The sequence below is a fragment of the Thioalkalivibrio sp. genome (genome assembly GCF_007692535.1).
Classification (GTDB): domain Bacteria; phylum Pseudomonadota; class Gammaproteobacteria; order Ectothiorhodospirales; family Ectothiorhodospiraceae; genus Thioalkalivibrio.
On sequence record NZ_REBW01000048.1, the window covers coordinates 1 to 10,440 of the forward strand.

At 62.5% G+C, this 10,440-nt stretch carries 11 protein-coding genes; 7 read left to right on the forward strand and 4 right to left on the reverse strand.

All coding sequences use genetic code 11. The annotated features are described in order from the left end of the window. Window positions 1–940: 940 nt before the first annotated feature. From EA346_RS00855 to EA346_RS00870, 4 genes are all read left to right on the forward strand, one after another. Window positions 941–1,207 (forward strand): CopG family ribbon-helix-helix protein, encoded by a 267-nt coding sequence (locus EA346_RS00855; protein WP_296754445.1) that lies wholly within the window; start codon window positions 941–943, stop codon window positions 1,205–1,207. After that, window positions 1,207–1,482, forward strand: a complete 276-nt coding sequence (locus EA346_RS00860) for a type II toxin-antitoxin system RelE/ParE family toxin (protein WP_296754447.1) — start codon at window positions 1,207–1,209, stop codon at window positions 1,480–1,482. The genes EA346_RS00855 and EA346_RS00860 overlap by 1 nt, the downstream gene beginning before the upstream one ends. A 983-nt stretch (window positions 1,483–2,465) precedes the next feature. After that, window positions 2,466–3,002 carry a menaquinone-dependent protoporphyrinogen IX dehydrogenase gene (hemG, locus tag EA346_RS00865; protein WP_296754451.1) on the forward strand — a complete coding sequence of 179 codons (537 nt, stop codon included), beginning with the start codon at window positions 2,466–2,468 and terminating at the stop codon, window positions 3,000–3,002. 84 nt (window positions 3,003–3,086) lie between these two features. Further along, window positions 3,087–3,437, forward strand: a complete 351-nt coding sequence (locus tag EA346_RS00870) for a hypothetical protein (protein ID WP_296754454.1) — start codon at window positions 3,087–3,089, stop codon at window positions 3,435–3,437. Between the two features lie 1,049 nt (window positions 3,438–4,486). Here the strand turns inward: EA346_RS00870 and EA346_RS00875 are convergent. After that, window positions 4,487–4,609, reverse strand: a complete 123-nt coding sequence (locus EA346_RS00875; RefSeq protein WP_296754458.1) for a hypothetical protein — start codon at window positions 4,607–4,609, stop codon at window positions 4,487–4,489. Window positions 4,610–4,641: 32 nt separating this feature from the next. Then, window positions 4,642–5,304, reverse strand: coding sequence for a TetR/AcrR family transcriptional regulator (locus tag EA346_RS00880; RefSeq protein WP_296754461.1), 663 nt, complete (start codon window positions 5,302–5,304; stop codon window positions 4,642–4,644). A 64-nt stretch (window positions 5,305–5,368) separates the two neighbouring features. Between EA346_RS00880 and EA346_RS00885 the strand changes: the two genes are divergently transcribed. Further along, the gene (locus EA346_RS00885) at window positions 5,369–6,109 is read left to right on the forward strand and encodes a hypothetical protein (protein WP_296754464.1); all 741 of its coding nucleotides are present in this window, start codon (window positions 5,369–5,371) and stop codon (window positions 6,107–6,109) included. 292 nt (window positions 6,110–6,401) lie between these two features. Next, window positions 6,402–7,550: a Fic family protein gene (locus EA346_RS00890; RefSeq protein ID WP_296754466.1), complete on the forward strand. Its 1,149-nt coding sequence runs from the start codon at window positions 6,402–6,404 to the stop codon at window positions 7,548–7,550. Window positions 7,551–8,213: 663 nt separating this feature from the next. On the opposite strand, the gene EA346_RS00895 is transcribed toward EA346_RS00890, so the two are convergent. Both EA346_RS00895 and EA346_RS00900 read right to left on the reverse strand, forming a co-directional pair. Beyond that, entirely contained in the window at window positions 8,214–8,510 is a 297-nt protein-coding gene (locus EA346_RS00895; protein ID WP_296754468.1) for a type II toxin-antitoxin system RelE/ParE family toxin, read from the reverse strand. After that, window positions 8,507–8,695, reverse strand: coding sequence for a hypothetical protein (locus tag EA346_RS00900; protein ID WP_296754472.1), 189 nt, complete (start codon window positions 8,693–8,695; stop codon window positions 8,507–8,509). The genes EA346_RS00895 and EA346_RS00900 overlap by 4 nt, the downstream gene beginning before the upstream one ends. A gap of 815 nt (window positions 8,696–9,510) precedes the next feature. On the opposite strand from EA346_RS00900, the gene EA346_RS00905 reads away from it, so the two are divergent. After that, window positions 9,511–9,954: a DsrE family protein gene (locus tag EA346_RS00905; RefSeq protein WP_296754475.1), complete on the forward strand. Its 444-nt coding sequence runs from the start codon at window positions 9,511–9,513 to the stop codon at window positions 9,952–9,954. The last annotated feature ends 486 nt before the right edge of the window (window positions 9,955–10,440 follow it).

The following is a 10,440-nucleotide window of genomic DNA, read 5'->3' on the forward strand; positions in this document are numbered from 1 at the left end:
CCATGCTCCGCCCGGTGAGGACCCGGTCCTCCGGTCCAAGATACACGGCACGGGTACAGGCCTCCGCCACCGGCCCGGCCATCAGGGCTAACGCAAGGACCGGGGCTGCGAATGCGCGTTTCAGCTGAACCATGGGACCTCCTCTATACCATCCTGTAAACGCCGAAGAACGTAGGACTCGCTGCGGAAGCCCCGTGGGGTAAAGAAGGCGACACGCGCCATCCACCGTCAAGGCCGAGGTTGCCACACGTTCCGGGCAATTATGAACGCAGTCGAGGCATGTATCGACCGAGTCGGCATCTCTGATTTGGGCGACGACCCGCGCTGCCCTACCTGCGGCGGGCAGGTCTCGATGTCGATCCAGAAGACCGTTCCGGGCGCTGCGCCCGCGTGATGGGCTCACCTGTTTTGGGGTGCACCCGAGTATCGAAGACCCGTATCCAGTGTCAGCTTGTCTTACGACTGCAGCCTCCCATCCGTTCTCGCTGAGTGCCCGCTCAGGGTCGGCAAGAGCCAGCCATTGGCAAGGGTCGGCCCTGAACGGTCGCCGGGGTTGCGGCCACGAGGGCACCAAAAACAGTCGAAAGCGGTCGCCGGCCAGCAAGGGTGATCCCATGGTCCCAGGGGGTAGCCTCACCCGCGGCCATGTACCTGTGGGACGCGCGCCCTCCCGCCCGTCCCGGCCTGGAAGAACACTGGTGACCATTGATCAAAGTCGGCTAATGCGTACCCCGTACCGTGGCCGCGGTGTCATGGGAGATATAGCTCAATCTGACATTTTCTTGACCGATTCAGGTTTAATCACTATGATTATTTCGATATCAAACCGCATCGGAAAGGGTTGCCGGGTCCGGTGACATTCTGATGCGGGGCGATCCGCCGCACCGTGATCACAGCGTGGCCGGCTCCGGCAAGATCAAGTTCCGATAAGAGGTGCAACATGACAACAGCAACCAAAGTACTGACCGCACACGTGCCGCTTCCGCTGGCTGACAAGGTCGATCAGATGGCTTCACGCCTTGACCGCTCGCGCGGTTGGATCATGAAACAGGCGCTTTCCGCCTGGATTGCCCAGGAAGAGGAGCGGGACCGACTGACCCAAGAAGCACTGGCTGACGTAGACGCCGGTCGCGTCATCGACCACCAGGCCGTACAAGCGTGGGCGGATAGCCTTGGCACCGACCAGCCGCTGCCGCTGCCGCGCTGATGGGTCTGAAGTGGACCAGCAAGGCGCTTTCCGATTTGGGGCGCTTGTATGAGTTCCTGGCTCCGGTGAACAAGCCCGCCGCTGCGCGGACGGTGCAGGCACTGACCAAGGCCCCGACCATTCTGGTGACCAACCCACGCATCGGCGAGCAACTCTTCCAGTTCGAGCCGCGCGAGGTACGGCGAATCCTGGTCGGCGAGTACGAGGTTCGCTACGAAATTCAGGATTCGACCATCTACGTGCTGCGGCTGTGGCATACCCGAGAGGACCGCTGAGATGGCTTTGCCACCAACCTACTCAACTTACCCCGGCCTGAAGGCCGGAGCTTGTGCAAGCAAGTTGGGTTGACCAGTGAAAGCCGGTTTCGACCGGCTCCGTTACGAAGGTGGAACTGAACGAAAGATCCCCCGCAGCTACGGGGGTGGACTCGACTGTTCGAACCGATCGGCTCGACCCGACTTCCATCCGCTCTGCGAAGGACACCCTCAAGAAAGGGCTACGGGTTCCCGGTTGCAACGGACCCGGCGGCCGGGACAGCCGGCCAATGCTGCCCACTCCCATGGCTTGGTGCGGCCAGGCGCCACAAAGAATATCCCCGCCTTCCGTCACCCGTCTGGGCTACGAATGCCCAGGGTCGGTGACATCCGGCGGGGACATTGAAGCCCGGCGCCCCAAGGCCGGACGATGGGTGTGGCCAAGGGTACTGAATCGGCGACTCCCGCCGATCAGGAGGCCGGGCTTGTCCAAAGCACAGCGTAGGTGACTGCTGAATGCTTGGCGGACAACGGGATAGTTGGTGTCACCGTTCCTTCATTTCCCCATCGCTTTTTCCCCGGTTGTCCTACTGCCTGTTGGTGCCGCGCGAATACGGGCAAGGCCATGCCGGCGGCCGAAAACGGGAAGCGTGCGTAGCCTCTCCACATTGCTGCTGGAACTCCCGACCGTGATGGCGTCGAAGCGCGCCGAGGGTACGCGGCGCACGCAAGGGGTCAGGTCTCGGCCATGAACGGACTCAGGCGCCCTATTCGTGGGCGACTGCTTGCTGATCCGCTTCGGACGCCACCAACCTCGCATCGAGGTAGCCGTCGCCCCATGGCGTAGTCGGAACGTCCGGATCTTCCTTGGTACCATGCTGACCGTCTCTGCCCGGCTTGGCCGGTGTCAGCCGCGCTGCGTTGCACCGTCTGGGGCCTTGGCTCAATACGACATCATGGTGCCCGTGAAGCGCACAAGCACCCTGCAGGAGGGGAAAGATCCAATGAAATCGGTGCTGGTCTTTTACGTGAGCCGCCGGGGCCATACGGCCCGGGTTGCGCGGACAATCTGCGAGAGCATTACCGCCAGCGGCGGTCGGGCGGAGATGATGGAGATCCGCGAGGCCGTACACGAAGGGGTGGACTGGTCCCGGTACGACGTGGTCGCGGTCGGAGCCCCGGTGATTTACGGAACCTACGACAAGGAAGTGTTCCAGTTCGTCGCGGATAACCGGGATGCGCTCGACGGCAAGCCCAACAGCTTCTTCAACGTCTCCGTGGTCGCCCGCAACCCCGAGAAGGCGACGGTCGAGGGCAACCGCTACATGCAGAAGTTCCTCCAGCGCTCGGCCTGGAAGCCCAAAGAGGCGAAGGTCATCGCGGGCAAGGTCGACTACCCGGCCTGGCCCTGGTACGACGTGCTCATGATCCAGATGATCATGAAGATGACAAACGGCCCAACGGATCGGCGGGCCGTCATCGACTACACTGACTGGGACGACGTACGGGCCTACGGTCGGCACCTGCTCAGCCTGGCCTGACCGCCTGGGGCATGGGTGCGGAAGTTGCGGGGCGCAGAGCGGAGAAATACCCTTCGACGGGTCAACCGGGTATCCACCAGAACCATGATCAAGAGCGTTCGGACGCTTGCAGCCCTGGCGGCCCTTTCGGCTGGTGTGCCGCTCGTTGGCGCTGCCGCCTCGCCTGGTGTCGATGGTGAGCACCTTTACCGGTTTCATGGCTGCGTGAACTGTCACGGAGAGCGAGGCCTGAACCCGGTACGCGAGGTCGTACCCAGGATCGGCGGTCTGCCGGCAGCGCAGATCGTGGATCGCGCTCGAGCCATTATGCAGGCAAGGATGGATGGAGTCGGGATGAAGAGGTGGGCCCGGGATCTGTACGACAGTTGTAACGCGCCGCCGAGCATGCCCGAGTTGGAACGCATCGCTGAATGGCTTTCCGTCGCTCGGGAGTGAGCCGCAAACCCCGTCCGCAGGCAACGAACGCCGCCCAACCGTCGGCAAGCGCAGGTGGTCGGCCCTGAGCAGGCAACGGCCCGCCCAGCGCCTGGCCGTTCATGATCGTGAAATCGATCGAGATCGTTCCCTGCACCTGAAACCGCGGTTCCTGATGACCCCGGATCGATACGCCGATCATGCCATGGCTGAACTCGTGGAAAGTGGCCGTGGACTCGCCCTCGAACTCGAGGACGTGCCAACTGCGCGCGTCGCCGTCGATCTGACCCTCGATGCGGTCGGAGCCGCCAACGATCAGGGGCACGAACAGCAGTACGGCACCCGTGAGGCACGCGAGACGCGGGGACCGAGTCGGTTGCGGACGGTGCATGTTGATGTCGCTCCTGCAGTCTCGTTGAGGCCGGAAAACCGCGTTACCACTTGGGAAACGTCCGGTCCACACTTGAGAAACTCTCTCGCTCACTCTCTCGCCCATGAACCCCCGGGTTTTCGGAAAGCGGGTTTTCGTGGGTCAGTCAGCCTGTTCAGACCGACTAGGCGCTGATACCACCCATCTTGGCGCGCCGGCCCGAGACAATGATGCGGGTGATGGACGCTTCCGGGCGTCCGCAGCAGATCGGAAACGGGTCGTTCGTGGGCAGTGAGTGGGCGGCGGCTCAGGGTCGGGTAGAGACGCCCGATGACCGATAACGGCATCAGTCGGCCCAAAAAAGCCATGCGGGGACCATCCATCGATGGCATTAGCCGGCCCTGAGCGGGCACTAAGGCAGCTCTCGGGGATTGCTGCATGGATGCGGGTTGCGGTCACCCTTCCGAACGTGAAATGGTCGGCCCAGCACGGGCGGCCACGATTGCGCGCACCAAAACCGCACCGGACTGGCTTCCGGAGGCAACCCCGAGCGGTTTGGGCAGCGTCTCGCTCTCGGCAACGAGAGGTCAACGCGGATGGCGAATACGCAGTCGGCCAGAAGTCACGGTGATCAGTGCGCCTTGCTCCAGTTCCGCGCCATGACGATCAAGCACGGCTAGCGTCGATGAGGCGTGTTCCGCTAACCGGAGGCGGACAGGCGCAGAATGCCCGCGTGAGGAGCACCCTTCAGGATTGCCAGTTCCCCGAATGCGGTATTCGGAGCACTGCCGCGGTCGTGCAGGGGGAAATCGGCGTGATTCATGGCTGCCTCCTCGTTTTTGGTGTTACTCAGGCTCAAGTGTTGCCGCCCGCTGCACCCTCGGGTGGGTCCTCAGAAGTGGTGTGCGGACCGGATACCCCGATCAGCACATGCAGTGCCGGTCCAAGCCGCAGGATGGTGGCGGGATCCTGGTCCACCTTGGCCATCACCAGGATGCCCTCCATCAGTGCCAGCCAGAGTTCCGCCAAGGCGAGCGCATCCGTGTGGGCGGGAAGCTCACCGCGGTCGATGCCTTCCTGCAGACAGCGCTGGAAGTGACCGGCAACACGGTCTAGATGACGCTTCACGGCCTGTCGCAGCCCGGGGTTGTAGGTGCCGGCCTCCACGATCAGGTTGCCAAACGGGCAACCGGGCAAGTATCCGGACTCGCGGTGCACAGCGGCTTCAAAGGCGTGGATCGCTTGGACAAAGGCATCGATCCGCTCCCGAATGCAATTGGGTCCTTCCAGGCTGGGCACCAGGACTGCGCCCTCGAAGTCGTCCATCAGCGCGTCGAGCATGGCCAGAACCAGGTCCTCCTTGCTGCTGAAGAAGTGGTACAGGCTGCCCTTGCGGACCCCGGCGCGTTCGCAGATCTCCGCGGTCCCGACGTGCTCGAAGCTGCGCGTGAAGATCAGATCGCGCGCCGCGTGCAGCAATGCGGTTCGGGAGTCCGGCTGGTTCTTTTGTGTGTCCATGAACTGGAAGTCTAGTTGACCGGTCGGTAAACTGGAAGGCCAATCAGCTCAGGTGAAAACCAAGATGTCCTCGACTGTGCCCGCTTCTGCAACCCCGGTCGTCGTGCCCGCTCTCTACGCCGAACAGTGGGACGACGGCTTCGGTGCGAGGGGTTGGAAACTCGATCTCCCGGATCTGGGCGTGGACGTGATTGCAGCGACCCCGTACACGGGGGAACGCATCCCCACCTCCGTCTTCGTACACGATCTGGTCGATCACCACCTCTGCGGTTTCCGCCTCTCCGGCTACCTCGATGAGGCCGGTGCGCTGGTCCAGCTCGCCGAGCGTACCGGCTCCGACCCCGTGGGCGATTTTCAGCAGATCATCGACGAAGACCTGTTGTCGGGTCTCGTTGCTGGGCCGGACTGGAAGGATCTGCTTCCCGCCTCGCTGATCACCGGAGTTGGCACGACATCCGACCCCAGGGCAGCCGTGCAGGCGCTACGCCGGAAGCTCGGCGATGGGCTGCTTCGGGCGTTGTTCACCGCCGGGTTCGTACAGGAGGGTTGGCTCCGCCGCGATGCCGCGCGGGCCGCATGGACTGCGCACGGTCTGGACTACGCGGCACGCCCGCGCATCGCGCTCGCACTACAGGAGCTTTTCGCGTGGATGGACGCACAGGTGCAGATTCGTGCCTGGCCGAGTGCCAGAGGCGACTTTTCCATCAACGATCATGCCGTCGAGTTTCTCTTCATGAAGCCGGTGCGGCAGCGTCACGTAGTCGCAGTTGCATCGCCTCCAGATCTCCAGCGCAGATCGGCATGAGATGCGTTCCGCATTTCGTCTTGGACCAAACGAGAAAATAGGCAGAAGGCTGTCATCCATGCCACCTCGGGGCTAGGGAGGGCACCGTCAGGTTTGTAAGTCCTTGAGGTGTCTCTCTCCCGGGAATATGAAATGACGACGTCGTTTCCGAGCCGGACACTCCCGACACCGGATTCGCCTCACTCGGCCCGCCAATGTGACCAAGCCCTCTGATCAAAGGATGCTTTAACGCTGGCGCCCACTTTTAAAGGGTGCTTTAATTTTTAAAATACACATTAAAGGCACCTTTACCGTGAAGCGAACCACTGGCATTTATGCCGCCTCGACGACGCTGGGGGAATCGGTTCAGGCCTTCGTGCCGCATCCGCTCCCACCCGCCGAGCCTGCGCTGGCACCCGAGACCTACATCGACCTGAACCATCAGGCAGAGCTGGCCCTGGCGCGCCTCTCCGGGGTGTCGGGGCTAGTGCCCTCGGTAGACTGGCTGCTGTACGGCGCCATCCGAAAGGAGGCGCTGCTCACCTCGCAAATCGAAGGTACCCAGGCCACCTTGACCGACCTGTTCGACGAGGAAGCGGGATTCGCCGTCAGCAACACGGAGGATGTCGAGGAAGTCACCAACTATCTGAGCGCATTTAGGCGGGTACAGGACAACCTGCGCGACCCCAATGGCCTGCCCATCAGCGCCCGTCTGCTGTGTGAGGCCCACCGCGTCTTGCTGGACGGGGTGCGTGGTGCCGGCAGGCAGCCCGGGGAACTGCGGCGTTCCCAGAACTGGATCGGCGGCACCCGTCCAGGCAACGCCGCTTTCGTGCCGCCGCCAGCCGATCGCGTGGCAGATCTGCTGGGCGATTTGGAGCACTTCATTCACGATGAGGCCGGCTCACTCCCGCCTCTGGTCAGGATTGCGCTGGCACACGCCCAGTTCGAGACCATCCACCCCTTTCTCGACGGCAATGGCCGTATCGGACGTCTGCTGATCGCAGCGCTGCTCGAACACTGGCGCCTATTGCCCGAGCCACTTCTGTACCTGAGCGGCTACCTGAAGCAGCATCAGACCGAGTACTACCGGCGCCTGTCGATCATTCGTACCGAGGGCGACTGGGAAGCCTGGGTCGCGTTCTTCCTCGAAGGCGTCGCCACGGCCGCCAGTGACGCCGAAGGCAGCATCATCGCCATCGCCAGTCTGATCGCGGCGGATCGGCGCCGCCTGCTCGAAGCATCCAAGGCCGGCCCTGCCAGCTACCGGCTGTTCGAGTTGCTGCCCATGATGCCGCGCTTCACCATCGAGCGGGTGCGGCAAGAACTGAAAACCACCTTTCCGACCGCCGCTGCCGCCGTCAAGATACTGGAAGACCTGGGCGTCGTGACGGAAATGACCGGGCAGAAAAAGAATCGCAGCTACAGCTACCAGCGATATATCGAACTGCTCTCGCGCTGATTACGCAACCATCGGCAACGGTTTGCAGCCACGCGAAATGCCTGACCGAGGGGCCATTACCGCAGGCCCTTTCAGACTTTGCGGGGGACGCTGGCGCCAGGTCCAGCCTTCTTGATACACCGGCACGACTGCAGTGAAGCTGGGCGTCTGCAAACCGTTAGAACCTGCTGTTGCCGACCGAGTATGGCGGCGACGCGCGATGCGGAGAACCGTGAGCACCGGGTTCGCGCGGCGATTCAAGCACATCTGCGACGATGGCGACCGTGGCGTTGATCCCAACCGGACCTGCAGGCCATGCACGCTTACGCAACGTATATGCATGCAGCAAGTCGCGATTCATCCCGCGGGCGCAATTCTCGATCTGCACCTGTGGTCGATCCGTCGCATCCAAGACGGGGCATTTCGAGCGTCCGCCGTATGGCCGACTACGGGCCCTCATCCCTCCACCCGGGTGGCCGGTTTGGGTCGACTTGAGACCCCGATCGCTGTCAGCGGCACTGGGCGACCCGAAACCGACCCTGGTCGGCGCGCCGCACGCGAGCGCATGCGGTCGAACAGAAGTCAGGGACTGGAGCTTGAGTAGTGGCTTGTGCGATGTACGTCGGGCTCACCGGCAGCCCACCGGGCCCTCTGCCGCAGAGGCGGGTTCACACCCACAGCGAGTCAGGTGTGTGCTGGCGGATCCCGGAGCTCGCGGGCCCCGTGGATGACGGCGATCACGTCCACCTGAGCCTCGTTAATCTGGTAGATGATGCGGTACGGTCCTTCAAAAACCTCTCGGACAGTCTCGCGGTCGTACTCGGGCACACGGCGACCCGACCAGGGAAACGTCCCGACCTGGCGCGACCGTGCCGTGATGCGATCCACCGTTCGTAACGCGTACACCTCGGAATCCTGCGCAATATACGCGTAAATCGCATCCAAGTGCTTCTGCGCAGAGCGAGTCCAGTGAACTCTCATTCAGGGAGACCGAACCGCCTTCTGACCTCGCCCACCTCATCGGTTCTACCGGCTTCACTGTCCTCGAGGCCCTTCTCGATGGCCTCGCGAACGTAGATCTCACGCATCAGGTCCTCCCAAGTGGAATCCGCCGAAAGCTGATCCACCAGCCGATGCGCCTCCTCCTTCTGGATGACATTCGACATGCCCGTGCCTCATTTCATGTTCTTGAGGCCAGTGATTCTAGCCGAACCAGCCGTTCGGTAGGTCCTCATCATCCCTGCTCACGCCCGGAAACGCCACGCGACATCCACAAGGTTTCACGAACGGCTGGTACGGTGCCCTATGGCCTGCGGAAACATCGGATGAAAGTGTTCCGGTAAAGGTCCAGCGGTGTCCGCTCCTCACTCGACTGGAGCCCCTCACCTCTGCGAACCGACTGGCCGTTCAGGGTCGGTAACGGGTCGTGCGTGAACGTGGTGTGGGCGGCGGCTCTGGATCGTACACCGTCCCTCCAGGTCAGACCATGCTCGTCTTTCCGCAACCATGATCGAGAAAACAGGCCGGTGTTGGTCAACGTAGTTGTGTGCTTTTTCATGGTGTCTAAATGAACGCCGGGCCTGGGCTTTGGACATATTCTTCCGGCGTGGCCATTGATCCGCGGCCCTTTACGGTGGCGATCACGTCGAGCCGGCTTTCGGCTTACTCCGTATCGAGCGGCGGGCGCACCACCCTCCCCGAATCCGGCGTCGCCTTGGTGATGGCGCTGCTGTTGTTCCTGGTGGCCGAGCGCCCCATCCCGAGGCAACCACGGCGCCCTGCATCCGAGATCTGGGCCCAGAGGCTTTCATAGCCCGTTACACGCCGAGGCCATACCCCTACCGAAAGGTACCCGATGGAATACCTCACCGCCGAAGTCGGTCTTCTCTTTAGTCCGACGGAACCGGTTCGACCACATCGACACCGGGCGCTCGTGGCTCATACCCCGTAACAACCACGGAAACCCGCAAGGAACCCGACCATGAAGAAACTGCTATCGCTCCTCCCCCTGGCGCTTGTCGCCGCAATCCTTGCCCTGCCCGGCGCCGTTTCGGCGGAATACGGGCACCAGAAGGTCGTGTACCACGTGAATTATGACGACCCGGCCCGCCATAAGGCCGCACTGGGCAACATCCAGAACCACATCAATGCCGTCGGCGCGGACAAGATGGACATCAAGGTAATCATGCATGGACCCGGCCTGGGTCTGCTCCGGAACGCGCTCACCGATGCCGACATCCAAGCCGGCGTAGACAATCTTCGGTTGCAGGGCGTGGACTTCGGGATCTGCAACGTGACCGTCACGCGCGGCAACATCGACATCCTCACCGATCTCTACGATTCGACCGAAGCCAATCTCGTCCCCAGTGGCGTGGCCGAGATCTCGCATCTTCAGACCCAAGGCTATACCTACCTGCGACCCTGAAGTCATGGCCCCGGCCGCTGTGACTCCGCGGCGGTCCGGGGATAGTAAAGTGGACCCCAGTGTCAAGACAGGAAGTGCCCGAGTTTAAGCAACGGCCTGGGCCTCGTTTACAGCTGAACAGCGCTGCCCTGGTGCTGCAGGTTCGCCTTCGCAAACGGCCAGGGTCGCGCCGATTCACGGTCCCCACTCGTTGAATTATGGGAAGTCGGACACCGCACCGCGGCTCTACCCGAACGTCCCTGATCGATCTGGCAAGGTCTCTGCGTCCTTAAACGAACCAAGGTGGGGACACTTCAGACGACCCCGGCCGAAGTTACGATCAAAAGTGCAGTTCTGGTGTTCTGAGCAGTTGCCATGGGTGCCAACCGACAATCGACCACCACGGTTCGCCGGCTGATGGAGCCCACCGAAGCCGAACTCGCCCGTGAGGGGTCTGGCGAGGTCGTCATCTACGACCGGCTGGCCGACAAGCAGGTGGATGCCGCG

Coding starts and splice junctions, on each gene's coding strand:
- EA346_RS00855 (WP_296754445.1), top strand. CDS start 941: ATGACAACAGCAACCAAAGTACTGACCGCACACGTGCCGCTTCCGCTG.
- EA346_RS00860 (WP_296754447.1), top strand. CDS start 1,207: ATGGGTCTGAAGTGGACCAGCAAGGCGCTTTCCGATTTGGGGCGCTTG.
- hemG (WP_296754451.1), top strand. CDS start 2,466: ATGAAATCGGTGCTGGTCTTTTACGTGAGCCGCCGGGGCCATACGGCC.
- EA346_RS00870 (WP_296754454.1), top strand. CDS start 3,087: ATGATCAAGAGCGTTCGGACGCTTGCAGCCCTGGCGGCCCTTTCGGCT.
- EA346_RS00875 (WP_296754458.1), bottom strand. CDS start 4,609: ATGAATCACGCCGATTTCCCCCTGCACGACCGCGGCAGTGCTCCGAAT.
- EA346_RS00880 (WP_296754461.1), bottom strand. CDS start 5,304: ATGGACACACAAAAGAACCAGCCGGACTCCCGAACCGCATTGCTGCAC.
- EA346_RS00885 (WP_296754464.1), top strand. CDS start 5,369: ATGTCCTCGACTGTGCCCGCTTCTGCAACCCCGGTCGTCGTGCCCGCT.
- EA346_RS00895 (WP_296754468.1), bottom strand. CDS start 8,510: ATGAGAGTTCACTGGACTCGCTCTGCGCAGAAGCACTTGGATGCGATT.
- EA346_RS00900 (WP_296754472.1), bottom strand. CDS start 8,695: ATGTCGAATGTCATCCAGAAGGAGGAGGCGCATCGGCTGGTGGATCAG.
- EA346_RS00905 (WP_296754475.1), top strand. CDS start 9,511: ATGAAGAAACTGCTATCGCTCCTCCCCCTGGCGCTTGTCGCCGCAATC.